Origin of the sequence: Streptomyces syringium, from assembly GCF_017876625.1 — a bacterium.
Taxonomy (GTDB): domain Bacteria; phylum Actinomycetota; class Actinomycetes; order Streptomycetales; family Streptomycetaceae; genus Streptomyces; species Streptomyces syringius.
This window is the reverse complement of record NZ_JAGIOH010000001.1, coordinates 2,724,800-2,751,372: the sequence shown is the minus strand read 5'-3', so window position 1 is coordinate 2,751,372 and position 26,573 is coordinate 2,724,800. Positions and strand designations below refer to the sequence as shown.

Sequence of the window (26,573 nt, the reverse complement as noted above, 5' to 3'; positions counted from 1 at the left end):
CTCGGGAGGGTGGTCGAACGGTACGGTCCTGGTATGAGCGGTCGCCGCTTCCCCGTTGCCTCGCTCCTTGCGCGTATCCCCGTCGCGCGAGCGCGCAGAACGCGCGGCGTCGTCGGCAGTGGTCGCTCCGCCGGGTCGGTGCTCCCGGATTCGGTCCTGGTGGCCCTGCGGCGCGAGGGGTTGGACCCGGTCGTCGGCCAGGGCCGGGAGCACGGGGCCGAACCGGTCACCAGGGTGGCCCGATGGTTCGGTGTCAACGCCTGGCTCGTCACCGGCCGCGAAGAGGTCAAGGCGGTACTCGGCGGAGCGGACGCGTTCAGCAGTGACTTCTCCCGGCTGGTGGAGGGCGCGGGCGTCGACGCGGGAAGGCATCCCGGTGGGCTCGGGTTCAGCGACCCGCCGGAGCACACCCGGCTGCGCCGCCTGCTGACACCGGAATTCACGGTTCGGCGGCTCGGCAGGCTCGCCCCCGTGATCGACGAGATCATCGAGGCGCGGCTCGACGCGATGCAGGACGAACCGGGCCCCGTCGACCTGGTGCGGTCCTTCGCACTGCCCGTCCCGGCTCTGACGATCTGCGAACTGCTCGGGGTTCCGCACGCGAGCCGCCCGGAGTTCCAGGAACTGAGCGTGGCCCACTTCGACGCGTCCGGCGGACCGGACGGCTTGCTCGGCGCCACGTCGGCAGCCATGGCACAGCTGACGGAACTGGTGCGGCAACAACGGGCGTCCCCCGGTGACGGGCTGATCGGCATGCTCGTACGCGAGCACGGCGACGAGATCGAGGACAGGGAGCTCGCCGGGCTGGCCGACGGACTGGTCACCGGCGGGCTGGAGACCACGGCGAGCACGCTGGCCCTGGGCTCCCTCGTCCTGCTGAGGAACCCCTCGCTGTGCCGCCTGGTCCGGGCCGGGGAGATCCCCGTCGACGGACTGGTGGAGGAGCTCCTGCGCCACCTCTCGGTCGTCCAGGTGGCGTTCCCGCGGTTCGCCCGGCGGGACATCGTCGTCTCGGGTGTGAGGATGGCCAGGGGAGATCTGGTGCTGTGTTCGCTCAGTGCCGCCAACCGCGCCGGACCCCCGGCCCCCGGCGCGACGGAGTTCGACCCGATGCGGCCGGCCGTCTCCCATCTGGCCTTCGGCCACGGCATCCATCGGTGTATCGGTGCCGAACTGGCGAGGATGCAGCTACGGGCCGCCTGGCCCGCGCTGCTGAGGCGGTTCCCCGCCGCGCGACTGACGATCGGGCCGGACGAGATCGACTTCCGGGAGCTCTCCATCGTCTACGGGGTACGGTCCCTGCCGGTCCTGCTGGCCTGACGGCACGGCACCCGGCGGACGGCGAAGCGCGAAGGCCCCGCGGCCCGGGCCCGCCCTGTCCGTGTGGGTGACCGCGAACCCCCGCGCCCCGGGCAGCCACCAGTTCGCCCGGCCCACGAGCTGCATCACGGCGGGAACGAGCAGCGCGCGGATGACGGTGCAGTCCAGCAGGACGGCCACGGCCAGCCCGGTGCCGACGACCTGAAGGTGCAACAGGTCCGACAGCGCGAGCGAGGCCGTCACGGTCGCGAACACGACGGCCGCCGAGGTGAACAGCCGCCCGCTGTACTGGAGTCCGGTCGCCACGGCTGTCGACGTAGGGGCTCCCCGGCGGTGTTCCTCGACGATGCGCGACAACAGGAACATCTCGTAGTCCATGGAGAGACCGAACGCTACCGAGAACATCAACGGAGCGATCACGTCGGTGACCCCCGCGCCCGCCGGACCGAAGAACGGACCGGCCGTCCACCCTTCCTGGAAGACGGCGACCAGGAGCCCGAACGTGGCCATCAGGCTCAGGGCGTTCAACAGCAACGCCTTGGCCGGGATGAGGAGACTCCGGGTGAACACCAGGAGCAGCACGAAGGTGGCGGAGGCGGCGAAGCCGACGGCGGGGGGCAGACGGCCGGCCAACACGCCCTCGACGTCATCGAGTCGGGCACCGGCCCCTCCCACGAGCACTGGAGCCGGCGCGGGCACCGCACGCAGCCTCGCGGCCAGCCGGCTGCCCTGCGGCGTGAGGCCGTCCTGCGGCCCGGGCCCGGTGGAAGGGCCGGCGGAGCGCACGGGAGAAGGGACGACCGACAGCCGTGTGGCGCCGTCGGCCGTGAACCGTTCCGCCGAACCGGGCGGCAGCGCCGACCTCAGTCCCTGCCGGTAGGAGCCGGTGGCCGTGTCCACCCGCTGTACACCCGGGACGCGGGACAGGCGACGGGCGAACCCGTCGAGCACCTCCGCGGAACGCGTGGCGCGCGGGCCGAGGAGGACGACGGACGGTCTGTCCGACACGGTCGCCGCGAAGGCGGCGCGCACCTCCTGGGACGTCCGGGCGACCGGGGAGGACTGCGGAAGCAGCCGGTCGCCGTACATGCCGAACCTCGTCAGGGCGGCCGGCGCGGCCAGGAGACCGAGCAGGAGCAGCACGCCGACCGCGACCGCCGCCGGTCTCCTCGTCACCCACAGGGCCAGCCGGTACCACGCGCCCGCACCCTCGGCGGAGAGCGTTCTCCCCCGCGGCCGCAGCCGGGCGAAGACGTCCAGGCGGTTCACGCGCTCCCCGAGCAGCACCAGCAGCGCGGGGACCACCAGCAGCACCCCCGCGACGGAGGCGAGCACCACCGCGACACCGCCGTAGGCGATCGACCGGACCAGGGGGAGGGGAAAGACGAGCAGCGTGCACAGGCACACGGCGACGACGGCCCCGGAGAACGTCACGGCGCGCCCGGCCGTCCGGAGCGTCGCCCGCACGGCCGCGCCGGTGGCCTCGCCCCGCGCGAGCTCCTCACGGAAGCGGCTGACCAGGAACAGGCAGTAGTCCACGGCGAGCCCGAAGCCCAGGGCGGTGGTGATGTTGAGAGCGAAGGCCGACACCGTGGTCACCTCGGTCAGCAGGCGCAGGAACGCCGTGGTGCCGACGACCGCGAGTACGCCCACCGCCACGGGGATCAGCGCCGCGACCGCGCTGCCGAACGTCCACAGCAGGACCACCAGCACCAGGGGCATGGCGACGATCTCGGCCAGGCGCAGCCCCCGCTCGCTGAGGCGGTCGCTCTCGGAGAGGACGGCGACCCCGCCGGCCGCGGAGACGCGCAGCGGCCCGGCCCTCCCCGTGTACCGGGCGACGACGTCGTCACCGGCGGCGCGCGCCGCACGTTCGTCCCCGTGGAACCGGACGAGAACCAGGGCGCGGTGCCGGTCGGCCGTCCGCAGCCCGGCCGGGCGCCGGGGCCAGTAACTCCGCACCCAGGCGGTGCGGGGATCGGCCGTGAGCCGGTCGGTGAGCTCACGGCCGGACATGGCGGCCCGCTGTTCGTCGACGGAGCCGGAGGCCGTGGCGAGCAGCACCAAGTGCGGCTCCCCGGCACCGAAGCGGGAGACCAGGACGGCTTCGGCACGGACGGACTCGGCCGAGGAGGGCAGGATGGCTTCGGGGGCCAGCCGAGCGTGGGTCCCGAGCGCGCCGATGGCCGCCACGCAGCCGAACAGGGACACCAGGAGCAGCACGACCCACGCGCCACGCGGGGTGAGCCTCACGCCCCTGTCACCGCATCCGCCTCCGGAGAACCGCCGGTCGCCGCCGCTCTGAGAGCCCCTCGCCACCAGCGGTCTAGCAAACCCGGAGCTCTCCCGGCAACGGCGGCCGGACGGTACCCACGCGCCGGTGGGAGGTCCGCACTCCCCCCGGCGCGTGCCCGACCCGCCGCGCACCTGCCCGGCAGGGAGAACAGGGCGAGGAACTGCCGTACGTCCGGGGTGCCGACGGCAGCGACGCGATACGAGAACGGTCGCCTCCGCGCGCTACGGGAGCGCCGGTGCCGGGCGTGCCCACGTTACGCACAAGGGAGGGGCGCCAGGGGATCAGCGTGCGCCGAAGACCTGGGTCCACTTCGGGCCGCCGGAGTCGGAGGTGACGCCCACGCCGATCTCCTTGAACGCGCAGTTGAGGATGTTCTTCCGGTGGCCGGAGCTGTTCATCCAGGAGTCCATGACGGCCGACGGACCGCTCTGACCGGCGGCGACGTTCTCGCCGTAGGTGCTCCAGCGGTAGCCGGCGGCGGTGATCCGCTCGCCCGGGCCCTGGCCGTCGGGGTTGGTGTGGTCCATGTAGTCGCGGGCGGCCATGTCGTCGGAGTGCCGCTGGGCGGCCGTGGTCAGCTGCGCGTTGCTCGTCAGCGGGGAGCAACCGGCCTTGGCGCGCTCCTCGTTGACCAGGGCCACGACCTGCTGCGCGGTGCTGCCGCCGCCCGTGTTGCCGGTCGCCGGCTTCGGCTTGGGCTTCGGGCGGGCCGGGGCGGTGTCGGGCTTGGGCTTCGACGTCGTGGCACTCGGCTCGGGCGCCGCCGACTTGGCCGAGGCGGAGGCCTTGGGAGAGGGCTTCTTGGACGCCGACGGGCTGTGGGAGGGCGAGGGCTTGGCGGAAGCCGAGGCACCGGTCTCGATCGGCGAGGGGGTGCGGTCCCCGAAGGGCACGGCCTGGCCGGGGGCGCTCGCGGTCGTCGGCTCGGTGTTCTCGGAGGAGTCGGAGAAGAGGTACGAGCCGCCCAGGGCGGCGCCGCCGAGGAGGGCGAGCACCCCGGCCCCGATCCCCGCCCGTACGGCGGTGCGCTTGGGGCGGGCGCGGTGGCTGCGGGGAGCGGAGGACCCGTGGGGGGAGTCGGGTATGGAGGAACGATTCGGCATAGCGGCCTGATTCGGTATCGGGGACGTTTCCGGTGTCGGGGACGCGAAGACGGAGGTGTGGGGGTCGGTGTACGGGGCGGGGTCCGGGGGCGAGGAGAAGGCCGCCGGCTGGGTGTCGAGCACGGCGCCGCCGCCCCACCACCCGAGCAGGGCGCCCGGGACGGGCACCAGGCCGAGGCCGACGAGCAGCCCCTCGGCGGGGACCAGGGATCCCCCGGCGCCGCCGCAGCCCGCGCAGCCGCGCGTGTGCCGGGCGAGGCGCTTGCGCCACAGCGCGGAGGGGGTGCCGTCCCAGGGCGCGACGAGTTCGGCGAGCTCCTGGCAGCGCGGGGTGGCGGCGAGTGCCCGGACGACGCCCCGGGCGACGTCGAGCTGGGCCTTGCAGCGCTGGACGCGCACGGCGGTGTGCTGCGGGGAGAGGCCCAGGGCGGCGGCGACCTCGGCGCGGGTCAGCTCGCCCGCGGCCTCCAGCCACCACAGGGACAGCACGTCCCGGTCCCCGTCGTCCAGCCAGCGGGTGGCCTCCGCGACCTCGCGGCGCTGGCCCGACAGGCCCAGTCGCACGATGGTGAGGTCGACGAAGTCGGCACCGGGGTCCGGCACTTCGCGGCCGACCTCCTGGAGTCCGCCCACGGGGGTCTCCTCGCGTTGTCCGTCCCGCCAGTGGCTGCGTATCTGGTTCATCGTGATCGCGACGAGCCACGACCGGCAGGAGGCCGGATCCCGTAGCCCGTCAAGGCCGTTGATCATGCGGAGCATGGTCTCCTGGACCACGTCGTCGACGTCCGCGTGCCCGTTCAGCGCGCGGCCGACGATGTTGTAGACCAGCGGCAGGTACGCGGCGACGAGTTCGTCCTGCGCGGCGGCGTTCCCGGCGCGCGCCGCCTCGATCACGGCCGCGGTCACGCTGTCACTCTGCACGCCCCGTCCACCTCTTTCCGCACCTGAGTCGATTGCCGTCCCGACACATGGGAGACCCGAAGCCGCTCATCCAATAACAAGAATGTGGAGATCGGTTCGGGCGGAAAGATCGAAACGGCGGGTGCGCGCGGGTGGCGGCGCGCGGGCCGAGGTGGCCGGGGGAGGGTGGGGGTTCGCGGCGAACGTCCAGCTCAGGTCGGGTTTCTGGAAGATCGACGGCGCGCGGGCCCGGGCCCGTCGGCGGGCTCTGGATCAGCCCGCCGCGGGCCCGGTGTGAAGCACCTCACGTGCGTCTCACCTGCACCGGTGTGCCCTATATGCGCGCCTCGTCACGTGCGTTGCGGGGGTGTTCGGCGAACGACGACCGGTCCAGAAACTCCGTCACGATCCCCGGCGTCGCCGTGTCCGCGAACCCCGCCGCCTCCATGGCCGACATGTCCCGGATGCGGTATCCGTCCTCACCGGCCGCGACCCCCGCCGTCACGGTGACCACCCCGGACCGGCGGGAGAACGGCGTGTCCGAGAACGTCCACGCCAGCACCGCGTCCCGGCGCAGCGTCACGGTCTCCCGTCCGAACGTGCCCGACCGCACCACCAGATGGCGGCCCCGCACCGCGTGCCCGAGCGCGCGGTAGGCGTCGCGCGCGAGCGCGCAGGCGACCGGTGCCGCCAGCAGCGCGTAGGCCACCGCGCAGTACAGCAGTACGGGCGTGAGCAGACAGCCCAGCACGGCCAGCGCCACGGTCGGCGGCAGGACGGACCACGTCAGCGCGCGCACGACCCGGCGCCGCAGCGCCGCTCGCGGATGCGGGCGCAGCCCGTCCGTCTCGACCTCCTCGCCCAGCACTCCCGCGCACACCCGCAGCGCCTCGGCGCGGGAGGCGGGCGGCAGGACGGCGCTGCGCTTGCGGTTCTCCTCGCGGTTGCCGAGACCGCCGGCGACCGCCCGTACGCTCGCCCCGCCGCCCGCGCGCAGCAGCAGGGGTTCGCGCAGGGCCACCCCGCGCAGCCTGGCCCGCTCGATGGAGACGGAACGGGTCGTCAGCAGCCCGTGGCGGACGCCGAGGGTCTCCCGGTCGGTCCATTCCAGGCGGTACCGTCCCCAGTTCTCGGCGTAGAGCAGCACCGAGCCGATCACGCCGGTCGCCACCACCGCGAGCAGGGCCGCCGGGACGGTGAGCCACAGCGCACTGTGGCCGAACTCCTCGAACCACCGGCGGACGAAGCCGATCCGCCAGGGCTTGACCCCGATCCCGTCGAGCACCCGCCACACGGCACCCGAGGCGGCGAAGACACCTCCGAAGACCCAGAACGTCAGCGGCGCGTAGCGCAGCCGGCGCAGGTCGGCGGTGGCGAGGACGGGGTCCTGGGCGCTCACGGCCCCGGCGCGGGCCAGCAGTTCGGCCCGCAGCCGCACGGCCTCGGGCCGGGACAGGGCGTCCAGTGACAGCTCGCTGCGGCCGCCCGCCGAACCGGCCGTGCCCGCCCGCAGGACCGTGAGGCCCAGGACGCGCTGCACGGGGTTGGCGGTCAGGTCGACGTTGCGCACACGGTGCAGCGGGACCGACCGCAGCCGCCGGGTGAACAGGCCCGTGCGCACTTCCAGGGAGTCGTCGGTGACGCGGTAGCGGGTGCGCGACCACGTGACGAACCCGGCGGTGGTGATGACGGCGAAGACGACCCCGATGACCCCGAGGGTGAGCCACCCGCGGGGGTCGGGTTCGCCGCCGGTGGCCAGCGCGGTGAGCGCCAGCGAACCCAGCGGGGCGGCCAGCCAGGCGCAGTGCACGAGGAGGGTGCGGGGGTCGAGCGACCGCCAGCCGTCCCCGTCCCGGGCGGTGTCCCGGCCCCTGTCCCGATCGGTGTGCCGCCCGGTCACGCGGCGTCCCCCGGGACGGCGCGGGCGGCGGCGGTGATGCGCTCGGCCAGCAGCCGGGCATCGGCGTCGGACAGGCCCGCGATCTTCACGTCGCCCGCCGTGGAGGCGGTGGTGACGGTGACGGTCGCGAGGCCGAAGTACTGCTGGATCGGGCCGCGCGCGGTGTCGACGGTCTGGACGCGGGACAGCGGGGCTATCCGGCGCTTCTGCCAGAACCACCCGCTCGCGGCGTAGACCGCGGTGTCCCCCAGCTCCCAGGCGTGCACGCGGTACCGCCAGGCCGGCATGGCCAGCGTGTACGCCAGCGCGGGCAGCACGAGGACGACGAGCAGCAGCGGGCCGAGCCAGGGCAGGGCGCCGGGGAAGAAGAGGAGGGACAGCACGCCCAGCGTCAGGGCGGTCAGCAGCAGCGGGCCGCTGACGGTGACGAGCGACTGCACGGTCCACCAGCGCCGGGCGCGGGGATCGACGCTGTTGCGCGGCGGCCGGAGCCTGACGCGCGTGTGGTGCCGGTGTTCGGCCATGACCGCCCCCGTCCCTTTTACAAGTCAATCGTATTGGATCGCCGCGGCCAAGGTATAGCAATACACTTGACCTGTAAAAGCGAGGAAGGGGCGCCACGTGCCCAAGCGGGTGGACCATGAGGAACGCCGTCAGAAGATCGCGGAGGCCCTCTGGCGCATCGCGTGCGAGCGCGGGCTCGACGGGGCGAGCCTGCGCGACGTCGCGGCCGAAGCGGGCATCTCGCTGGGGCAGTTGCAGCACTACTTCTCCAGCAAGGACGACATGCTCGTCTTCGCCCTCGACCACATCAGCGCCCTCGCCGCCCGCCGCATCGGCGAGCGCGTCCACGCCCTGGCCGAGGCCCCGGCCCCGCGCGACATCCTGCGCGAATCAGCGGTGGAGATGCTGCCCCTGGACGACAACAGCCGCACCGGCAACCTCGTCCAGATCGCCTACTTCGTCCGGGCCGTCCACGACGAACGCCTGCGCCGCCACGCCAAGGAGGGCATCCCCGCCCTGCGCGGCCTCTTCGCCCACCAGATCCGGGAGGGCATCACCCGCGGCGAGGTCGCCCCCGGCCGGGCTCCCGACACCGAGGCCATGCTGCTGATCGCGCTGCTCGACGGCCTGACGAGCTACATCCTGCTGGAGGTCGTCTCCGGCGCGGAGGCGCTGCACCTGGTGGACGAGCATCTCGACCGGCTGTTCACGCCCTAGCCGGTCAAGCCGCCCGGCGGGGCTACTTCCGCCGGGCCCGGTTGCGGCCGCCGGGGCCGCGGGAGAGGACGCCCGCGAGTTCGTCGAGGGCGTCCACGAGGAGCTCGGCGGCACGCACCGCCACCCCCTCGTCGCCCACCCGCGCCTGCCACGCGGCGTACGCCTGGAGGGGACCCGACCAGTCCAGCTCCCGCCGCTCCCGGACGGCCGAGACCGCCTCCGGCAGGGCCGCGCGCAGGGCCGCCGCGAAGTCCTCGGCCTCCTTCGACGGGCTGGCGTCCCGGTCCGGGAGGTGCGCCTCCATCAGCATCGCCGTCCGCCCCATCGTGGCCAGCGCCGCCTCCGCGCCCCGCTCCGCGCTGCGCGAGATCCCCCGGTGGCGCACGGGCTCCCGCTGCGCGCGGGCGACCGCGTCGTCCCAGGCCTGGCGTGCGGCCCGGGCGTCCAGCAGCGCCTCGCGCACCCGGCGCGGTTTGCGGTCGGCGGGCCGGGCGAACGCGTCGAGGACCGCGAGGGAGTACCGGCCGTTGGCGGCCAGCCAGTCCGCGAGCCGGTCGCGCAGCTTGGGCGTCTCCCAGGCCGGGAAGAGCGCGTACGCGGCCATCGCGAGCAGCCCGCCCAGCAGGGTCAGGATCACCCGCTCCTCCACGGTCTGCGACCAGCCCTCGCCCGCGATGCCGAGCAGGAAGACGACATACGCGGCGATGCACGCCGAGGCCACGCTGTAACCCGTGCGCATCAGCAGATACATCAGCCCGATGCAGACCACGGCGAGCGCCGCGCACACCCACGGACCGGGGTGGGCCAGGGCCATCACCAGGCCGCCGACGAACACCCCGACCAGCGTCCCGACGAAGCGCGCGACGCCGCGCGAATAGGTCTGGCCGAAGTCCGGCCGCATGACCATCACCGACGTCATCGGCGCCCAGTAACCGTGCCCCAGCGGCAACGCGCTGCCCAGCGCGTACCCGGCCAGCGAGACCGCCGCGACCCGCACCGCGTGCCGCCCGATCGCCGACGACCAGCGCGCCTCCCGCCGCAGCGCCCGCAGCCCCACCGGCACCAGCCGGGGGACGGTGGGCCGCAGCAGATGGCGGTACGGCTCCTTCTCCCGGGAGTTCGTGGAGCCCTTGAGGAGTGAGCCCTTGAGCGATCCCTTGAGTGAGCCCTTGGCCGGCTTCGGCGGGCGGTCCCCGTTGGCGGGCGGGGCCTCCTTGACGGGCTCGTCGGTGGCCTCCACGGCGTCCGCGAGCAGCGCGATCAGCCGCAGCGCCGAGCGGCGGGCGGGCCCGGTCAGCATCGAACCGGACTCGGCCCCTTCCAGGACCGCCATCACCTCCGGCGGCAGCCGCACCGGCCTGCCCCACCGGATCGACCGCGCCACCGCGTCCAGCACCGTCGCGGCGGCGGCCAGCAGATCCCGTACGTGATCCCGCTCCGGCCCCTCGGCGGGCGCCCCCACGACGGGGTCGGCCAGCGAGGCCAGCACCGGCCGCAGCCGCTCGGCGACCCCGCGCGGCCCGCCCAACTGGCGGGGGCGGTTCCGGGCCTGGCGGGGGGTGAGTTCGGCGGCGCTGCGGGCGTCCATCAGCGGCTGCGCGTCGAACCGCGCCACCGGGTCGTGCCGCAGCCGGCGCGCGTAGTCCGCCTCGGCGGCCAGCGCGTCCGCGAGCGCGTCGCGCTGGAGGCCCCAGGGTCTGATGGGGAAGAGGACGATGAGCGCGGCCTGGACCACGCCCGCGCAGACGATGATCCCGGCGTGCAGCAGCGCTCCCGCGACGGACGTGGGCAGCGTGACGGTGATGAGCATGACCGCGACGGTCTGCGTCGCGACCATCCCCGACACCGGCCCGACCGCCCACGCCATCCCCGCGAACAGCGTCCAGACGGCCAGCAGCACCGCGAACGCGAGATGGTCGGCGGCGGCCATGTACCCCAGGAACGTACTGATCGCGAGCCCCGCCGCCACCGCGAGCGCCAGCACGGGCCGTGGCCGCCAGGACCGCTGGAAGGTCACCAGCGCGGAGGCGAACGCCCCGAACGCCGACGACACCGCCAGCGTCGGCGTGGCGAGCCACAGCACGACCCCGATGACGATCGCCACCCCGGCCGCGCCCCGCACCGCGACCAGCGGCTCCAACTTGGTCCGCTCGACCGTCAGCCCGGTGCGGACGGTGTCCTTCAGCGCCTTCGACCAGGTCATGCCCCGAGCTTACGGTCCTGACCGCAGCCAAACGGAATGTGACCGACCGTTTGTTTGCGCTGCCTTACGGGGCCCTCAGGCGAGGCCGGGCAGGGACAGCGGGGCCCGGGCACGCCACTGCTCGACGACGGGCTCCAGCATCGCGCCGAGCTCCGGCATGCGCGGCACGAGCGCCAGGGCACCCACCACCTGGAGCATCCGCGCGCCCTCCATGACGTCCAGGAGGGCCCGGTCCACCCGGGTGCCGCTCGCACGCTCGTAGGCCTCGATCCCGCGCGGGCCGACGAGCGTCAGGTCCCACTCCACGGGCCCGCGCGTGACGTCCTCGAAGTCGTTGAACACATAGCCGTCGGCGGTCCGCAGGACGTTGTAGGACGGCGAGTCACCGTGCAGCGTCTGCACGCGGGCACCGGGGAAGTACGCCGGAAGGTCGCCCACGAGCGCTTCGAGGACCGCGTACTCCCGCTCGGCCCGGTCCAGCTCCGCCGTCGTGAGCGACTGCGGCCGCTTCGCCAGCTCGGCGAGCGCCGGCTTCAGGGCAGGCACCAGGGGCGACAGCGTCGGCAGCGGCTCGCCGGGATACCCGGCCAGCAGACCGTGCAACCGGGCGGCCCAGCCCGTCTGCTCGGCGAAGCGTTCCTCCAGTGTCCGCTCCCCGTCGGCGTCCGCCTCACTGACGAACTCCCAGAACGTCAGCGACCTGCCCTCGAACGCGACGGGTTCACGCGGCACCAGCGGACTGGGCCGCACGACCGGGGCCCCGCTGTCGGCCAGCCACCCCGCCACGGCGAGCTCGTGGCGCTGCTTGGCCGCCTGCTCCGCCACGGACGCGAGCGCGAGCGTCGGGACGCGCACCACCACCGGATCCGGCGCGAGATGAACCAGTACGTTGAAGACGTCGTGCAGCACGCGCGGGTCGTCCGCCCGCAGACCGAGCCGCTTCCCGGCCCGGGTCGCGAGGCCCACGGCCTCCTCGGCACGCTTGCTGAGTGTGTTCGGGTTCGCCATGCAACGATCCTGCCCGCGGGAGCGGCACGGTGTCGACGGGGTTTCCGCAGGCCCGGACCGCCTCGGCGCGGGCGTCCGCGGGTCACCCTGTGGGCGAGGGCCGGCGATCCCGGGAGCGGAAGCGTGCCGGGGCTCTGCTTCGCGCTGTTCGCCGTGCTGGAGCACGTGAACCACTTCCACACCCAGCTCATGTACGACACCGCCGAGGACCGCCGCGCCCTGCGCGAGAACGGTCTGCGCCGCGCGCATCCCGCCCGTGATCTGGACCGCGGTGACGGGCGCCGGAAAAGCCGTTTGGGCGCGCCGACCCCGTAAGGCTAAATTTGCGCGGTTGATTCGACTTTGGCGAGGACAGAACAGATGCGCAAACTCACGTGGGCTGCGGCGACCGCGGTGCTCTCGGTCGGCATGCTCACCGGCTGCTCGTCCGCTGACGGAAAGAGCGGCGACTCCGCCAAGGCCTCGGCCGGCGCGGCGAAGGAAACCGAGAAGGGCACCGGGCAGGACTCCGGGAAGAAGGACGCCGGAAAGACCGTCGGGAAGAAGGACTCGGCCCGGATCGGTACCGCCGGCACGGCCTGCGAGCTCCCGGTGTCGTTCGAGGTGGCGAAGGGGTGGAAGCCCGCGGCGTCGTCCGCCGAGGACGCCAGGATGCTGGCCAAGCTCAACGACCGCACGTCGGTCACGGCTGCCTGCGTGGTCGACGCCAAGCCGGCGGGCCTGCTCGGCAATATGCGGGTGTGGACCGCGGGGCGGACCGACAAGTCGCCGCGCCAGGTCCTGGACGCGTTCATGGCCGAGGAGAAGCGCGTCAGCGAGCAGGAATTCAGCGAGACCAAGGTCGGCGGCCTGACCGCCGCGGAGGTCACGTACAAGGAGTCGAGCCCGCTGCTGGACGAGCCGTCGCCGCAGCGCGCCCTCGCGGTGACGACCCCGAAGGGCACGGTCGTCCTGCACCTCACCGCGTTCGACGGCGGCGAGTACAAGGACATGCTCCCGGCCTACGAACTGGCCAAGAAGACCCTGCTCCCCGCCTCCTGAACCTATCCTCAAAAGCGTCTGACGAGCCGGACGGACGCAAGCTGAGGAGCGTATGTGAAGCGGAAGGCCCCGAGTGCGTTGTGGGGAGTCGGAGCCACCCTCCTGCTCGCCGCCGTCGTGGTCGCGGTGGCCTTCGCGGTCATAGGTGCGTTCGAGGTCGACGAGACGGTGAAGCCGCGTCCCACCCGGGACAGCTACTCCGCCGACGTCGACCTCGACTTCCCCGACCCGCCTCCGCCGCCCGAGGTGTACCGGCCCCCGGGCACCGTGCGGTGACCGCCGACGCGGTCACCCGCGCCGTGCCCCGCCCTTGAGCGTCGCCCGCAGGTACTCCCGGTTCATCGTCGCGATCGACGACAGCGGGATGCCCTTCGGGCAGGCCGTCGCGCATTCGCCGGTGTTCGTGCAGCCGCCGAAGCTCTGGTCGTCCATCGCGCCGACCATGTCCAGCACGCGCGACTCCCGCTCCGGGGCACCCTGCGGGAGCACGTTCAGGTGCACCACCTTCGCCGCCGTGAAGAGCATCGCCGAGCCGTTCGGGCAGGCCGCGACGCACGCGCCGCAGCCGATGCACTCGGCGTGCTCGAAGGCGAGGTCCGCGACGGGCTTCGGGACGGGCGTGGCATGGGCCTCGGGCGCGGCACCGGTGGGGACCGAGACATAGCCGCCGGCACCGATGACGCGGTCGAAGGCCGAGCGGTCGACGACCAGGTCCTTGACCACCGGGAAGGCCGACGCCCGCCACGGTTCGACGTCGACCGTGTCGCCGTCCTGGAAGTGCCGCATGTGGAGCTGGCAGGTGGTGGTCCGCTCGGGACCGTGCGCCTGGCCGTTGATGACCATGCCGCAGGCGCCGCAGATGCCCTCACGGCAGTCGTGGTCGAAGGCGACGGGCTCGTCACCGGAGAGGATCAGCTCCTCGTTGAGGTGGTCGAGCATCTCCAGGAAGGACATGTCCGGGGAGATGCCCGTGACCTCGTAACGGGTCATAACACCGGCGGAGTCGGGTCCGGCCTGGCGCCAGATGCGCAGGGTGAGTTTCATGCGTAACTCCGCTGGATGGGGTGGACGTACTCGAAACGCAGCTCTTCCTTGTGGAGCACGGGCGCGGTGCCCGTGCCCGTGAACTCCCACGCCGCCGCGTAGGCGAACTCCTCGTCCTTGCGCGCCGCCTCGCCCTCCGGCGTCGCGCTCTCCTCACGGAAGTGGCCGCCGCAGGACTCCGTGCGGTGCAGGGCGTCCAGGCACATCAGCTCGGCGAGCTCCAGGTAGTCGACGATCCGGTTCGCCTTCTCCAGCGACTGGTTGAGCTGCTCGCCCGTGCCCGGGACCTTGATCCGCCGCCAGAACTCCTCGCGCAGCGACGGGATGCGGCCCAGCGCCTTGCGCAGTCCGCTGTCGGTGCGGGCCATGCCGCACTCGTCCCACAGGAGCTCGCCCAGCTCGCGGTGGAAGGAGTCGGGGGTGCGGTCGCCGTCGTTCTCCAGCAGGCGCCGCAGCCGGGTGGTGACGTCGGTGACGGCTTCGGTGACCGCCGGGTGCCCGGGGTCGACCGGCTCGTGCGGGTGGCGGGCGAGGTAGTCGTTGATGGTGGCGGGCAGGACGAAGTAGCCGTCGGCCAGGCCCTGCATGAGGGCCGAGGCGCCGAGCCGGTTGGCGCCGTGGTCGGAGAAGTTGGCCTCGCCGATCGCGAAGAGACCGGGGACGGTGCTCTGGAGGTCGTAGTCGACCCAGAGGCCGCCCATCGTGTAGTGGATCGCCGGATAGATGCGCATCGGCACCTCGTACGGGTTCTCGGCGGTGATCCGCTCGTACATCTCGAAGAGGTTGCCGTACTTCTCCTCGACGGCCTTGCGGCCCATCCGGGCGATCGCGTCGGCGAAGTCGAGGTAGACGCCCTGCCCGCCCGGACCCACGCCACGGCCCTCGTCGCAGACGTTCTTCGCGGCGCGGGAGGCGATGTCGCGCGGGACGAGATTGCCGAAGGCGGGGTAGATCCGCTCCAGGTAGTAGTCGCGCTCGTCCTCGGGGATCCGCGCGGCGGGCCGGGTGTCGCCCTTCGCCTTCGGCACCCAGATGCGGCCGTCGTTGCGCAGCGACTCGCTCATCAGCGTCAGCTTGGACTGGTGGTCACCGGAGCGCGGGATGCAGGTGGGGTGGATCTGGGTGAAGCAGGGGTTGGCGAAGTACGCGCCGCGCCGGTGGGCCCGCCAGGCGGCCGTGGCGTTGGAGTTCTTGGCGTTGGTGGAGAGGTAGAAGACGTTGCCGTAACCGCCGGAGGCCAGCACCACGGCGTCCGCGAAGTAGCTGGAGACCTCGCCCGTGACCAGGTCCCGGGCGACGATGCCGCGTGCCCGGCCGTCGATGACGATCAGGTCGAGCATCTCGGTGCGCGGGTGCATCTCGACGCCGCCCGCCGCGATCTGCCGGGTGAGCGCCTGGTACGCGCCGAGCAGCAGTTGCTGCCCGGTCTGGCCACGGGCGTAGAAGGTGCGGGAGACCTGGACGCCGCCGAAGGAGCGGGTGTCCAGCAGCCCGCCGTACTCGCGGGCGAAGGGCACGCCCTGGGCCACGCACTGGTCGATGATCTCGACGGAGACCTGGGCGAGGCGGTGCACATTGGACTCGCGGGCGCGGAAGTCGCCGCCCTTGACGGTGTCGTAGAAGAGCCGGTGGATGGAGTCGCCGTCGTTGCGGTAGTTCTTGGCGGCGTTGATGCCGCCCTGGGCGGCGATGGAGTGGGCGCGGCGCGGCGAGTCCTGGTAGCAGAACTGCACCACGCGATAGCCCTGTTCGGCCAGTGTGGCCCCCGCCGCGCCGCCCGCGAGACCGGTGCCGACGACGATCACGGTGTGCTTGCGCCGGTTGGCGGGGTTGACGAGCCTGGCGTCGAAGCGGCGGCGGTCCCAGCGCTCGGCTATCGGGCCCTCGGGGGCCTTGGTGTCGGTGACGGGCGCGCCGACACCGTAGTCCAGGTATTCGGACATCTCAGCTCACGACTCCCGTCAGGACGCCCACGGGCGGGGCGAGGAAACCACAGGTCAGCAGGGCTGCCAGGGCGTTGGCCAGGAACTTCAGCGCGCGGTCGCGGCGCGGCGAGCCGGCGCCGAGGGTCTGCGCGGCGCTCCAGAAGCCGTGCCGGATGTGCAGACCGAGGGCGAGCACGGCGACGATGTAGAAGGCCGTGACGGCCGGCCGGTCGAAGGACGCGACGAGGTTCTCGTACGGGCGGCCCTGCTGGGCGTTGGGGTTCACGGTGAGGGTGGTGAGGTCGAGGATGTGCCAGACGATGAACAGGGCGAGGATCACCCCGCCCCAGCGCATCGTGCGGGTCGCGTAGCTCGCGCGCCGCGGCGTGTGCCGGTACTTCACCGGGCGGGCGGCGCGGTCGCGGCGGCTGAGCTGGTACGCGGCCACGCCGTGCAGGACGACGGAGACGCTGAGCGCCACCCGCGCCGCCCACAGGAACCACTCCCGGTGCAGGAACGGTTCGCCGACGGTGCGGATCCAGTGCCCGTAGTGGTTGAACTCCCCGGCCCCGAAGAAGACCTTCAGATTGCCCATCATGTGGGCGACCAGGTACGCCAGCATGATCAAACCGGTGACGGCCATGACCGCCTTCTTGCCGACGGTCGAGTGCCACACGGTGCCGATGAGGGACGGAGGCCGCTCCGTCCGGGTCGCCAGTGCCATGGGTCCGACGCTAGGCAGCCGCTCTCCATCCGTCCAAGACATGGTGGACCTGGTTTCCATAGGCAGTGCCTATCTATGCTGGACGCGTGCAACTCCAGCAGCTCCGCTACTTCGCCACGGTCGCCGAGGTCCGGCACTTCACCCGGGCCGCGGAGGCGCTGCACGTCGCCCAGCCGTCGCTCTCCCAGCAGATCCGCGCCCTGGAACGGGAGCTGGGCGCCGAGCTCTTCCACCGCGCCCGGGGCAACATCACGCTCACCGACGCGGGCGAGGCACTGCTGCCGCTCGCCCGGCGGATCCTCGCCGACACCGAGACCGCGCACCGCGAGGTCCAGGAGGTCGCCCGGCTGCGCCGGGGCCGGGTCCGCCTCGGCGCGCCGCCCAGCCTGTGCGCGAGCCTGGTGCCGGACGTGCTGCGCACGTACCACGCCCGCTACCCCGGCATCGAGCTCCTCATCGACGAGGGCGGCTCGCGGGACCTCGTCCGCACCCTCGCCGCCGGCGGACTCGACCTGGCCCTGATCATCACCCCGCTGGCCGTGGGCGCCCCGGCCCTCGCGACCACCGAACTCCTCCACGAGGACCTGGTCGCCGTCTCCGACCCCGCCTCACCCGCCCCGACCCGGCGCCGGGCGCTGAAGGTGGCGGACCTGCGGGAACTGCCGATGGTGATGTTCCGCCGCGGCTACGACCTGCGGGAGATCACCACGGCTGCCTGCCGCGCGGCCGGCTTCGACCCCTCGTTCACCGTCGAGGGCGGCGAGATGGACGCGGTCCTCGGCTTCGTCCGCGCGGGCCTCGGCCTCGCCGTCGTCCCCGGCATGGTCGCGGCCCGCTCGGGCCTGCGCGTCACCCCCTTCGACGACCCCCGCATGCGCCGCACGATCGCCATCGCCCACCGCAAGGACGCGACCCCGCCCCGCGCGGCACGCGAGCTGCGGCGGGTGCTGCTGGAGCACCTGGCGGCGGAGCCGGAGGGGTGACGAGCGGGGCGGTCTCAGCCCGCCCCCACCAGCGCCGCCCCCGCGCAGGCCGCGCCCAGGCCGCAGGCCACGCTCGCGGCGACGTTCGCCACCGCGTACGCGCGCCTTCCCTCCTCCGCCAGCCGCAAGGTCTCGTAACTGAACGTCGAGTACGTCGTGAGCGCCCCGCACAGTCCCGTGCCCAGGGCCAGGTGGACCTCGGCCGTCGCGCCGGTGAGGAGGCCGAGGACGAGGGAGCCGGTGACGTTGACCGTGAACGTGCCCCAGGGGAAGGCGGAGGCGTGGCGGGACTGGACGGCGCGGTCGGTGAGATAGCGCAGGGGAGCGCCCACCATCGCACCGGTGATGACGAACAGCCAGGTCACGCCGCGGCCTCCCGGCGCGTCACGCGGTCGAACAGACGGCGGGTCGCGGTGGCCGTCGCCCACACCGCCGCCAGCGCCGCGAGCGGGGTGGCCGCCGCATAGGCCAGGGCGGTCGCCGTACGGCCGTCCGCCAGCAGCTGCCGGATGTCCACCGCATACGTGGAGAACGTGGTGAAACCGCCCAGGATCCCCGTGGCGAGGAAGGGCCGCAGCAGCGGGTGGGGCACGGCGAGCCGGGACACCACGGTCAGGACGACGCCGATCAGCGCGCAGCCGACGAGGTTGATCCCGAACGTCGTCCACGGGAAGGCGCCGCTCGCCGTCGGCCACAGCAGCCCCGCGCCGTAGCGCGCGGCGGCGCCCAGTCCGCCGCCCACCGACACCGCGCAGAGCACCGGCCAGTGGTCACGGACCGTGCCGCGCACGTCCTCGGCTTCGACGTCGGGGTCGATCGGCTCGATCGTTCCCGCTGGTCCGGGCCGGTCCACGGCCGCCGCCTCCTCCTGCGCATCCCCTGACAAAGACGGCCCCAGGCTACCGCCGCACCGTGGCGGAACCGATCGCCGCCAGATAGGCGTCGGCGCGGTCGGGGTCCGTCAGCCACTCCTGGAAACCGGCCGGATCCGCGTAGCCGTTCACGTACCGGTGGGCGACCTCCGGATGGCCGGCCGCCGCCGTCAGCACGCGGCGCACGTGCTCGGGCCGTGGACCCAGCATGAGGTTGGTGAAGGCGGTGACGTGCCGCGCGTGCTCCCAGAACGCCGCGAACGTCCCGCTCATCCAGGCCCGGTCGAAGGGCTCCTCGCCCCGGTCCGTGACCGAGCGGAGGTAGCCCGCCGCGCAGCGGGCCGCGCTGTTCGAGCCCTGCCCGGTGACCGGGTCGTTGAGGACCACCGCGTCCGCCATGCCGAGCACGTGCCGGCCCGGGGCGACCTCGGCGACCGGCCGGCGGACCGTCGGGGTGACCGCGCCGAAGAGCGCCGCGCCCGCGTCCGTCGGCTCGGCCTTCGCGCACAGCTCGTACTCCCAGGGCGCGTACCGCCGGAGCAGCTCCAGCGACCGCTTCAGCGTCGCCTCCGGGTCCGGGCGGTCCTGCCAGCAGTCCAGCGGACCGCCGGGGCGCCCCTCCCAGAACAGGATGTGGCACGGGCCCTCGGCGACCAGGGCGGGCAGCACGAAGAACTCGCCCGCGTCCCCGGCGGAGTACAGCCGCCCGTGCGGGCCGGGCAGCTCCGGGCCGCGCCCGACGCCGTGCAGATAGACGCAGGCCAGGGCGCGCTGGGGGCGGTCGTAGGGGCTGTGGCGGTCGTCGCGCGCGAAGGTCTCGGCGAGGGCGCCGCGACCGGAGGCGACCACCGTCAGATCGTGGGCCGAGGCGAGGTCCGCGAGGTCCGCCGGGGTGACGGCCCGGTACTCCACCCGGCCGCCGCGCTCCTCGAACAGCTCCAGCCAGCGGGCCGTCTTGAGCCGCTGGTCGACGGACCGGGCGGGCGTGTCGAGGCGGGCGGCCAGGGAGCGGATCCGCGCGCCCGGCGGGTCGATCGAGGCCATCGACATGCCCTCCACGGGCGGGGCCGCGTCGTCCCACAGATTCAGACCCGCCGCCCGCTCCAGGGCGAGCGCGGGGCCGAACATCAGCTGCGTGGACATGACCCGCCCGGCCCGGATCCGCTCCGGCGTCCGGTCCGTGACCACGGTCACTTCGTACGCCCCCTCGGCCCGCAGTCCCAGGGCCAGTTGCAGCCCCGCCTGCCCCGCTCCGACGATCGCGATCCTGCGCATCGCTGCCTCCGTTGCCGGTTCTGCCGCTGGTCCTGCCGCCCGGTCCTGCCGCCGGTTCTGCCGCTGGTCGGGTGCCCGTCAGAGGTCCCCGCGCGGGCCCGTGGGGCCACGCCCGCACCCCGTTGTAGCGGGGCCCGGCGCGCGCTGTACAGATGGCGCGCCCCCGTCCGCCGCCGTCACGACACGCGGTGTGTCCCCGCTGCGGTCACCCGTCCGCGCGCCGTACGAAACCTTTGCGAGGTTTGGGCGTTTATCCGGCTCCCGACCGTCACCGGCCGGGAGCTCCTCCCCGTACGACGAAGCAAAGGTGTCTCCCCATGTCACGTATCACCAAGGCAGCAGTCCTGACCGCCACCATGGGCGCCGCTCTCGCCGGCTTCAGCGGCGGCGCCGTCGCCGACTCGGGCGCCAAGGGTGTCGCCGCCGGGTCCCCGGGCATCGTCTCGGGCAACGTCATCCAGGTGCCCATCCACGTGCCGATCAACCTCTGCGGCAACACCATCGACATCATCGCGCTGCTGAACTCGACGAACGGCAACACCTGCGTCAACGCCTGATCCCTCAGGCGGGCCGGGAGCGATCCCGGCGGTTCCGGGCGGGGCCCGCTCTCTTCGATTCCCTTCCGCCCCGGCCCTGGAACGCCTCGTGTGGCGCCCCCGACCTCGTCGGCGGGCGCCACACGCATGTGCGCGTCCGCCCGCCCCGGCCGACCGCATTAGCATGCGCACGTCACGGAGCGCTTCTCCCGGAGCGTCCCCCTCCCTCGACGGAAGCAACACATGCGCATCAAGCGGATATTCGCCGCGACCGCCGCCCTCACCGCCCTCGTCACCACCGCCGCCTGCGACGGCGGCGGCAAGGACGACGGCCGCGCGGCCCCGGCCTCGACGAACAGCACCGGCTCCGCCGGGCCCGACACCGGACCGCCGTCCGCCGGCTCGCTGGCCGAGGCGCAGCAGTACGTCCAGCGCCATACCTCCTGCGAGCAGCTGAGCACGGATCCCGCGGACAAGCGCATGCCTTCCCAGGACCCGGCGAAGCCCGGGACCTGGTCCGTGACCGAGCGGGGCGTGTGCAGCGACCAGCGCGAGAGGGGCCAGATCGTCCTCTACCGCACCTCCGACATGAAGGAGTTCCAGGCGGGCTACAAGAAGCACGTCTCGGACGCCATCGACGGCGGGAAGGGCGACTACGGGCTCTTCAGCCGTGTCTTCGTCGGCAAGGACTTCGCCGTCGTCCCGAGAAGGACCGAGACGGCGATGGCGCTCGCCAAGTCCGGGCTGCGCATCCTCACCTGCAACCCCACCTTCGGTGTTCCCAAGGGATACAAGAGGGAGAAGGCGCTGGTCGAGCACTGCGTCCTCAGCGACTTCGTCAACAGCCAGGACGGCAAGGGCAGTGTGAACCACCAGAGTCCGGAGGAGGAGGGCCGGGAACGCGGGGAGAGCGCCCGGCCCAAGGAAGGGCGCAAGCCCGAGAACAGCCTCGGCCTCGCCGAAGCCGGCAGCCTCACCGAGCTCAAGAAGCTCGTCACCAGCGAACTCGGCTGCGAGCAGTTCTCCACCGACCCCGAGACCGTGGCTGTCTCCTCTATCGACTACCTGCCCGCCATCGAGGGCGACCACAAGATGTGGGGCGTCGGCGAGCGCGGCATGTGCGGCTACCCGGGCGGCGAGCGCCGGGCCCACGACCTGTCCTGGCTCGACAAGGTCGACGACATGATCACCTTCCAGACCAAGGCCAAGGCCGCCCAGCTGAAGGAGCTCCGGGAGAACGGCGGCCGGTACAGGGCCACCCGGAGCATGGTGCTCGTCGGGAAGAACGTCGCGGTCGAGACCAACAGCGCCTCGGCCCGGCACGGTCTGTACCAGGCGCAGTTCCTCCATCTGAACTGCCGGGAGGGCTTCACCGCCCCCGAGGGCTACCGCTTCGAGAAGGCCCTGGTCAACGGCTGCGTCCTGACCAACTACGAAGGCAGCTGAGCTGCCTTCAACGCTGCCAGCTGTGCGGGGCGCGGAAGCCCTGCGTACGCTCCAGCCGCCGCCACCGCGCCGAGGAGGCGTGCTGCCCGCCGCCCCGGCCCCGCCCGCCGCTCCCGGCGGCGGCGCGGGCCAGCAGCACCGCTGTGAGAGCGGCGACCTCCTCCTCGCTCGCCCGGCCCCGCTCGACACGGACGAGGTAATCACTGCTCATCGCTGCCCCCACCCCTCACTCGGCGGGCCCCGCGGAACCGCGGGCCCGTCCGGCGCCTCGGGCCCCATCATGTGCGCGCGGCCATGGGAGACCGCTCGAGCCCCGATGGAGCCGCCGACGGTCGGCGGAAGCGGCGCAGGTAGCGGAAGCGGCGGAACCGGCGGAATGAGTCGCGCGAATCGACCGGCGTGCGGGCCGTGCGCCACCCCATGGGCCACGGCCGTCACAGGCCTTCCCGGCGCTTACGCCGCCACTACGCCGTTCTCGCTAAAGTGCCCCTGACCTGCGAAAAAGCCCTCCAGGACGGAGGGCTGGGCCAGTACGGGAAGAGCGCCCCCGGCAGGACTCGAACCTGCGGCCAAGCGCTTAGAAGGCGCCTGCTCTATCCACTGAGCTACGGGGGCCGGTGTGTGCGGCGGTCGCGGACGGCTGAAGCCCCGGGCTCGGTGGTGCCGTGACCTTGCCGGGGACAAGGATAGGGCTCCGCGTACCTCGTCCCGGTTGCTTCACCTCCGTGACACGATGTGGAGGTTCGGTGAAGCGGTCCTGATAATCGCAGGCAGGTGCGAATTTTGCATCGCTTTTGACGCCTCACGCGCCGGGTGTTGTGTACTCGTTATGCCTGGGCCTCATTCGCCACGCCTCGCGCGCCATGGGCTATACGCTTCAAAAACACAACAGAATTGGGCATTCTGCACGTGTGGCGACCTTGGACGTACGGCCCCGACTGCTCGACGCGCTGTCCGCACTGCGTGACCGTGTCGACGCCGCACGCTTCCCGCTCCCCCTTCCCGGCGCCGCCCGCGCCCGTCGAAACCGTGCCGAACTCCTGGCGCAGCTCGACGACTACCTCGTGCCCCGCCTGTGCGCCCCCGAAGCGCCCTTGCTCGCCGTTGTCGGGGGATCCACCGGGGCCGGCAAGTCCACGCTGGTCAACTCCCTGGTGGGCCGTCGGGTCACTGAGGCCGGGGTCCTGCGGCCGACAACCCGCACGCCAGTTCTCGTCTGCCACCCCGACGACCACCACTGGTTCGCCGGGCCGCGGATCCTGCCGGAGCTGCGCCGGGTGTGGGTGCCGGCCCAGGACACCATGGTCCGGGAAGCGTTCAGCGTGTTCGAGGGGGACGGCCCGGCCGGGCTCCAGGAGGAGGCGGACGACCTCGGTGGCGGGGCCGACGAACCCGCCGCCCTGCGGATCGAGACCGACCGGTCCCTGCCGCGCGGCCTCGCCCTCCTCGACGCCCCCGACATCGACTCCCTCGTCACCCGCAATCGTGAACTCGCCGCCGAGCTGATCTGCGCCGCCGACATCTGGGTACTCGTCACCACCGCCACCCGGTACGCCGATGCGGTGCCCTGGCACCTGCTGCGGACCGCCAAGGAGTACGACGTCACCCTCGTCACCGTGCTGGACCGGGTGCCGCACCAGGTGTCCGTCGAGGTGTCCCGGCAGTACGGGGCCCTGCTGGAGGCCGCCGGGCTCGGGGACGTACCCCGCTTCACCATCCCGGAGCTCCCCGAGTCCGCCGGCGGGGGCAGCGGACTGCTGCCCGCCACCGCCGTCGCGGGGCTGCACGCCTGGCTCGCCCAGCGGGCCCAGGACCCCGCGGCCCGCACCGTCGCCACCGCCCGCACCGTCCGCGGCGTGCTCGCGTCGCTCCAGTCACGGCTGCCCGGTCTCGCCGGGGCCTCGGCCGTCCAGCACGCCGCGGCCGTGCGACTGCTCCAGCGGGTGGAGGACGCGTACGGGCGGGCCGTCGAGCGCGTACGGCGGGAGACCGCCGCCGGCGAAGCACTCGCGGGCGACGCCCTCACCCACTGGCGCGGCCAGCCGCTCGACAGCACCCCGGACGAACTGCTCACCGCCCTCACCGGCTCCCTCACCGCCCTTCTGTGCTGCGCGGCCGACGCCGCCGACGAGGACATCGCCACGGCCTGCGGTGCCGACCCCGCCGCCGCGGCCGCCCTCACCCCCCGCGACCCGGACGGCGCCGCCGGCCGGATCGGCGTGGCCGCCCGCCGCTGGCGGCGCTGCCTGGAGGAGATCGCGGAGGAGGAGGTACGGGCCCTGGAGCGCGCCGCGTCCGTCGACACCGAGCGCGTCGCCGCCCTCCTCGCCGCGGGCCTGCTGGGCGGCCGTCGTGCCCGTACGGCCGGGGAGACGCTCGCCGAGACGCTCGGGGCGCAGGGCGCGCTGCGACTGCGCGACCGGGGCGGGCAGTTGCTGGCCGAATGCCTGCAGCAGGTGCTCCACGCCGAGCGGGACCGGCGGACCGCCCCCCTCGACGCCCTCGACGTGACCCCCGACTCCCAGGTCGAGCTCATCGCCGCGCTGTCCGTACTGCAGAAGGAAAGGTGACGGCCGTGCACTCCGCCGACAGCCGCGACGAACCCGAAGGCCGCACCGGACGACGACACGAGCGGGCGGAGCGACAGTTTCCCGACCGCACGCCCCAAACCTGGGACGACGGGCTGATCGCACGCCGTGCGCAGCCGGAACGCTCCCGGCGGGGCGGCCGCGACGGCACCCCCGGGCGGGAGCACGACCGGCCGGCCGCCCGGCCCCCGGTCGCGCCCCCGCCCCGGGTCGCGACGCCGACCGGCAACGCCCTGCGGCCCCGCCTGGACGCGCTGCGGGAGCTGGTCGGGCTGTCGCGGGCGCGGCTGGACCGGCGGACGCTGGCCGAGGCCGGGCGGGTGCTGGAGGAGGCCGAGGCGCGGCAGCGGCACTCGCTCGACCTGACGGTGGTGGCGCTCGCCGGGGCGACCGGCAGCGGCAAATCGACGCTGTTCAACACGCTCGCCCGGGCGCCGCTCTCGGAGGCCGGGGTGCGTCGGCCGACCACCGCCGCACCGGTCGCCTGCACCTGGACGGACCGCGCGGACGGCCTGCTCGACCGGCTCGGCATCCCCGCGAAGGCGCGTCGGCTGCCGTCCCGCCCGTACGACCGGGGGCTGAGCGGGCTCGTCCTGCTCGACCTGCCCGACCACGACTCGGCGGCGCCCGGCCACCGGGAACAGGTGGACCGGTTGCTGGGGCTGGTGGACGCGGTGATCTGGGTGGTGGACCCGGAGAAGTACGCGGACGCGGTGCTGCACGAGCGCTATCTGCGGCCGCTGGCGGGCTATGCCGAGGTCACCTTCGTCGTGCTCAACCAGGTGGACCGGCTGTCCGGCGACGCCGCCGACCAGGTGCTGGACGATCTGCGGCGGCTGCTGGACGAGGACGGCCTCGCGCTCGGCGAGCACGGTGAGCCGGGGGCGGTGGTGCTCGCCCTCTCGGCCCTGACGGGGGAGGGCGTCGGCGAACTGCGGCAGTTGCTGGGACAGTTCACGGCGGAGCGCAGCGCGGCGGAGCTGCGTCTGGCCGCCGACGTGGACGGCGCGTCGGCGCGGCTGCGCCCCGCGTACATGGCCGAGGGGCGGCCGGGGCTCACGGAACGGGCGCGGCAGGAGTTCGAGGACCGGCTGGCGGAGGCGGTGGGCGCCCAGGCGGCCGGGCTGGCGGCGGAGCGGGCCTGGCTGCGGGACGCGGAGCGCGCGTGCGGGACGGCGTGGGCGCCGGTGCGACGCTGGTACGAGCGCAAGCGGCCGGCGGCCAAGGGCGGCGCCGGACGGGGCGCGGAGACGGGCCTGACCGGCGTGACCGGGGCGGCCGGCGCGGGGAGCGGTGGCGGCCGGGTGCCGCGCGCCGCGCGGGCCGAGGCCGTGGCGAAAGCGGCCGGCGCGGGGCGGCGAGGCGCCGCCGCCGGGGCGGAAGGTAAGGCTCCGGTCGCTGGGCCGGCCTCGGGTGCCGGTCGGCTCCCTGACTCCGTGTCAGGTTCCGCTTCACGTTCCGTTTCGTTCCCCGGCCCGGATTCTGGTGCGGGCGCCGATGCGAGTCCTGCTTCGCGTGCTGATGCGGGTCTCGTCCCGGGAGCTGCCGCAGGCCGCACGCGGCGCGCCGGGGCCGAAGAGTCCGCGACCGGTGTCCCGGGCGGTGCCCCGGCAGGCACTTCCGGCGTCCCCGGCATCCCCGCCTCGTCCCGCCGCACGGCCTCCCGGCCGCTCGTCGAGCAGGCGGTGCGCACCCTCGCGTACGAGGCCTCCGTCGGGCTGCCCGGCCCCTGGGCGCAGGCCGTGCGCGAGGCGGCGGGGCGCGGGACCGAGCAGGTGGCCCAGGCGCTGGACGAGGCGGCATCGGCGGCGGCCACCGCGACCCGGCCACCGCGGCCCCGGTGGTGGGCGGTGGTGGCGGTCGTGCAGGTCGCGCTGCTGGTCGTGCAACTGGCGGGCATGGCGTGGCTGACGGGGGCGGTCACGGGAGTCTTCGGCGGGGAGTGGTGGGCGCCGGGGCTGCTGATCACCGCCGGCGGCGTGGGCGGCCCGATCCTCGCGTGGGGCTGCCGGCTGGCGGCCCGCGGCCCGGCCCGCGGGCACGGGGCGGAGACGGAACGCCGACTGCGGGGCGCCGCCGCGGGCTGCGGTCGGGCGCGGGTGCTGGAACCGGTGGTCGCCGAGCTGCTGCGGTACCGGGAGGTGCGGACGCAGTTCGTGATCGTGGCGGGAGAGGCACAGACGTAGGC

General features: G+C 73.6%; 22 protein-coding genes, 1 tRNA gene and 1 pseudogene. 10 read left to right on the top strand and 14 right to left on the bottom strand.

The features are described 5' to 3' along the window. The first annotated feature begins 33 nt into the window (after positions 1-33). A complete protein-coding gene (locus tag JO379_RS33195; protein WP_245381449.1) occupies positions 34-1,320 on the top strand; it encodes a cytochrome P450 in 1,287 nt (428 codons plus the stop codon). Positions 1,321-1,416: 96 nt separating this feature from the next. Here the strand turns inward: JO379_RS33195 and JO379_RS12145 are convergent. From JO379_RS12145 to JO379_RS12130, 4 genes and pseudogenes are all read right to left on the bottom strand, one after another. Then, positions 1,417-3,513, bottom strand: a pseudogene (locus JO379_RS12145) (MMPL family transporter); the annotation flags it as partial. Between the two features lie 384 nt (positions 3,514-3,897). Beyond that, positions 3,898-5,640, bottom strand: coding sequence for a sigma-70 family RNA polymerase sigma factor (locus tag JO379_RS12140; protein ID WP_307841967.1), 1,743 nt, complete (start codon positions 5,638-5,640; stop codon positions 3,898-3,900). Between the two features lie 313 nt (positions 5,641-5,953). Continuing rightward, positions 5,954-7,519: a PH domain-containing protein gene (locus JO379_RS12135; protein ID WP_209514932.1), complete on the bottom strand. Its 1,566-nt coding sequence runs from the start codon at positions 7,517-7,519 to the stop codon at positions 5,954-5,956. Next, positions 7,516-8,043, bottom strand: coding sequence for a PH domain-containing protein (locus JO379_RS12130; RefSeq protein WP_209514931.1), 528 nt, complete (start codon positions 8,041-8,043; stop codon positions 7,516-7,518). Before JO379_RS12130 ends, JO379_RS12135 begins: the two co-directional genes overlap by 4 nt. Positions 8,044-8,140: 97 nt before the next feature. Here JO379_RS12130 and JO379_RS12125 point away from each other — a divergent pair, with 97 nt between their 5' ends. After that, on the top strand, positions 8,141-8,740 hold the full coding sequence (locus tag JO379_RS12125; RefSeq protein WP_130877916.1) for a TetR/AcrR family transcriptional regulator: 600 nt from the start codon (positions 8,141-8,143) through the stop codon (positions 8,738-8,740). Positions 8,741-8,762: 22 nt separating this feature from the next. On the opposite strand, the gene JO379_RS12120 is transcribed toward JO379_RS12125, so the two are convergent. Both JO379_RS12120 and JO379_RS12115 read right to left on the bottom strand, forming a co-directional pair. Further along, positions 8,763-10,943: an FUSC family protein gene (locus tag JO379_RS12120; RefSeq protein WP_130877915.1), complete on the bottom strand. Its 2,181-nt coding sequence runs from the start codon at positions 10,941-10,943 to the stop codon at positions 8,763-8,765. A gap of 75 nt (positions 10,944-11,018) precedes the next feature. After that, the gene (locus JO379_RS12115; protein WP_130877914.1) at positions 11,019-11,951 is read right to left on the bottom strand and encodes an aminoglycoside phosphotransferase family protein; all 933 of its coding nucleotides are present in this window, start codon (positions 11,949-11,951) and stop codon (positions 11,019-11,021) included. A gap of 123 nt (positions 11,952-12,074) precedes the next feature. On the opposite strand from JO379_RS12115, the gene JO379_RS12110 reads away from it, so the two are divergent. Genes JO379_RS12110 through JO379_RS12100 form a run of 3 tightly spaced genes read left to right on the top strand, consistent with a single transcriptional unit; the run spans position 12,075 to position 13,268 of the window. After that, a complete protein-coding gene (locus JO379_RS12110; RefSeq protein ID WP_207303905.1) occupies positions 12,075-12,266 on the top strand; it encodes a hypothetical protein in 192 nt (63 codons plus the stop codon). Positions 12,267-12,311: 45 nt separating this feature from the next. Continuing rightward, positions 12,312-12,992 (top strand): lipoprotein, encoded by a 681-nt coding sequence (locus JO379_RS12105; RefSeq protein ID WP_130877913.1) that lies wholly within the window; start codon positions 12,312-12,314, stop codon positions 12,990-12,992. Positions 12,993-13,046: 54 nt separating this feature from the next. Next, positions 13,047-13,268 carry a hypothetical protein gene (locus JO379_RS12100; RefSeq protein WP_130877912.1) on the top strand — a complete coding sequence of 74 codons (222 nt, stop codon included), beginning with the start codon at positions 13,047-13,049 and terminating at the stop codon, positions 13,266-13,268. Positions 13,269-13,280: 12 nt separating this feature from the next. Here the strand turns inward: JO379_RS12100 and JO379_RS12095 are convergent, their stop codons facing one another. The 3 genes from JO379_RS12095 to JO379_RS12085 are packed head-to-tail and all read right to left on the bottom strand — an operon-like array spanning position 13,281 to position 16,685. Beyond that, entirely contained in the window at positions 13,281-14,036 is a 756-nt protein-coding gene (locus JO379_RS12095) for a succinate dehydrogenase/fumarate reductase iron-sulfur subunit (RefSeq protein ID WP_209514929.1), read from the bottom strand. Further along, positions 14,033-15,979, bottom strand: a complete 1,947-nt coding sequence (locus JO379_RS12090; protein ID WP_130877910.1) for a fumarate reductase/succinate dehydrogenase flavoprotein subunit — start codon at positions 15,977-15,979, stop codon at positions 14,033-14,035. Before JO379_RS12090 ends, JO379_RS12095 begins: the two co-directional genes overlap by 4 nt. A 1-nt stretch (position 15,980) precedes the next feature. Next, a complete protein-coding gene (locus JO379_RS12085) occupies positions 15,981-16,685 on the bottom strand; it encodes a succinate dehydrogenase cytochrome b subunit (RefSeq protein WP_130877909.1) in 705 nt (234 codons plus the stop codon). A gap of 86 nt (positions 16,686-16,771) precedes the next feature. Here JO379_RS12085 and JO379_RS12080 point away from each other — a divergent pair, with 86 nt between their 5' ends. After that, positions 16,772-17,668 carry a LysR family transcriptional regulator gene (locus tag JO379_RS12080; RefSeq protein WP_209514926.1) on the top strand — a complete coding sequence of 299 codons (897 nt, stop codon included), beginning with the start codon at positions 16,772-16,774 and terminating at the stop codon, positions 17,666-17,668. A 14-nt stretch (positions 17,669-17,682) separates the two neighbouring features. Here the strand turns inward: JO379_RS12080 and crcB (JO379_RS12075) are convergent, their stop codons facing one another. The 3 genes from crcB (JO379_RS12075) to JO379_RS12065 are packed head-to-tail and all read right to left on the bottom strand — an operon-like array spanning position 17,683 to position 19,815. Further along, positions 17,683-18,033 carry a fluoride efflux transporter CrcB gene (crcB, locus tag JO379_RS12075; protein WP_130877907.1) on the bottom strand — a complete coding sequence of 117 codons (351 nt, stop codon included), beginning with the start codon at positions 18,031-18,033 and terminating at the stop codon, positions 17,683-17,685. Continuing rightward, complete coding sequence (gene crcB, locus JO379_RS12070; RefSeq protein WP_372449070.1) at positions 18,030-18,521, bottom strand: fluoride efflux transporter CrcB; 492 nt, start codon at positions 18,519-18,521, stop codon at positions 18,030-18,032. Before crcB (JO379_RS12070) ends, crcB (JO379_RS12075) begins: the two co-directional genes overlap by 4 nt. A 46-nt stretch (positions 18,522-18,567) precedes the next feature. Next, positions 18,568-19,815: a styrene monooxygenase/indole monooxygenase family protein gene (locus JO379_RS12065; protein WP_209514924.1), complete on the bottom strand. Its 1,248-nt coding sequence runs from the start codon at positions 19,813-19,815 to the stop codon at positions 18,568-18,570. A gap of 317 nt (positions 19,816-20,132) precedes the next feature. Here JO379_RS12065 and JO379_RS12060 point away from each other — a divergent pair, with 317 nt between their 5' ends. Together JO379_RS12060 and JO379_RS12055 are read left to right on the top strand one after the other, a co-directional pair. Further along, the gene (locus JO379_RS12060) at positions 20,133-20,372 is read left to right on the top strand and encodes a chaplin (protein WP_130877905.1); all 240 of its coding nucleotides are present in this window, start codon (positions 20,133-20,135) and stop codon (positions 20,370-20,372) included. A gap of 222 nt (positions 20,373-20,594) precedes the next feature. Next, positions 20,595-21,797: a hypothetical protein gene (locus JO379_RS12055; protein WP_209514923.1), complete on the top strand. Its 1,203-nt coding sequence runs from the start codon at positions 20,595-20,597 to the stop codon at positions 21,795-21,797. A 7-nt stretch (positions 21,798-21,804) separates the two neighbouring features. On the opposite strand, the gene JO379_RS12050 is transcribed toward JO379_RS12055, so the two are convergent. Continuing rightward, on the bottom strand, positions 21,805-22,008 hold the full coding sequence (locus JO379_RS12050; RefSeq protein WP_209514921.1) for an acyl-CoA carboxylase subunit epsilon: 204 nt from the start codon (positions 22,006-22,008) through the stop codon (positions 21,805-21,807). 331 nt (positions 22,009-22,339) lie between these two features. Continuing rightward, positions 22,340-22,412 (bottom strand) — tRNA-Arg (locus JO379_RS12045). A gap of 305 nt (positions 22,413-22,717) precedes the next feature. Between JO379_RS12045 and JO379_RS12040 the strand changes: the two genes are divergently transcribed. Together JO379_RS12040 and JO379_RS12035 are read left to right on the top strand one after the other, a co-directional pair. Beyond that, the gene (locus JO379_RS12040; RefSeq protein ID WP_209518662.1) at positions 22,718-24,367 is read left to right on the top strand and encodes a dynamin family protein; all 1,650 of its coding nucleotides are present in this window, start codon (positions 22,718-22,720) and stop codon (positions 24,365-24,367) included. Next, positions 24,364-26,571 carry a GTPase gene (locus JO379_RS12035; RefSeq protein WP_209514919.1) on the top strand — a complete coding sequence of 736 codons (2,208 nt, stop codon included), beginning with the start codon at positions 24,364-24,366 and terminating at the stop codon, positions 26,569-26,571. Before JO379_RS12040 ends, JO379_RS12035 begins: the two co-directional genes overlap by 4 nt. Positions 26,572-26,573: the final 2 nt, after the last annotated feature.

Coding starts and splice junctions, on each gene's coding strand:
- JO379_RS12065 (WP_209514924.1), bottom strand. CDS start 19,815: ATGCGCAGGATCGCGATCGTCGGAGCGGGGCAGGCGGGGCTGCAACTG.
- JO379_RS12060 (WP_130877905.1), top strand. CDS start 20,133: ATGTCACGTATCACCAAGGCAGCAGTCCTGACCGCCACCATGGGCGCC.
- JO379_RS12050 (WP_209514921.1), bottom strand. CDS start 22,008: ATGAGCAGTGATTACCTCGTCCGTGTCGAGCGGGGCCGGGCGAGCGAG.
- JO379_RS12095 (WP_209514929.1), bottom strand. CDS start 14,036: ATGAAACTCACCCTGCGCATCTGGCGCCAGGCCGGACCCGACTCCGCC.
- JO379_RS12115 (WP_130877914.1), bottom strand. CDS start 11,951: ATGGCGAACCCGAACACACTCAGCAAGCGTGCCGAGGAGGCCGTGGGC.
- JO379_RS12055 (WP_209514923.1), top strand. CDS start 20,595: ATGCGCATCAAGCGGATATTCGCCGCGACCGCCGCCCTCACCGCCCTC.
- JO379_RS12090 (WP_130877910.1), bottom strand. CDS start 15,979: ATGTCCGAATACCTGGACTACGGTGTCGGCGCGCCCGTCACCGACACC.
- JO379_RS12130 (WP_209514931.1), bottom strand. CDS start 8,043: ATGGCCGAACACCGGCACCACACGCGCGTCAGGCTCCGGCCGCCGCGC.
- JO379_RS12120 (WP_130877915.1), bottom strand. CDS start 10,943: ATGACCTGGTCGAAGGCGCTGAAGGACACCGTCCGCACCGGGCTGACG.
- JO379_RS12085 (WP_130877909.1), bottom strand. CDS start 16,685: ATGGCACTGGCGACCCGGACGGAGCGGCCTCCGTCCCTCATCGGCACC.
- JO379_RS12105 (WP_130877913.1), top strand. CDS start 12,312: ATGCGCAAACTCACGTGGGCTGCGGCGACCGCGGTGCTCTCGGTCGGC.
- JO379_RS33195 (WP_245381449.1), top strand. CDS start 34: ATGAGCGGTCGCCGCTTCCCCGTTGCCTCGCTCCTTGCGCGTATCCCC.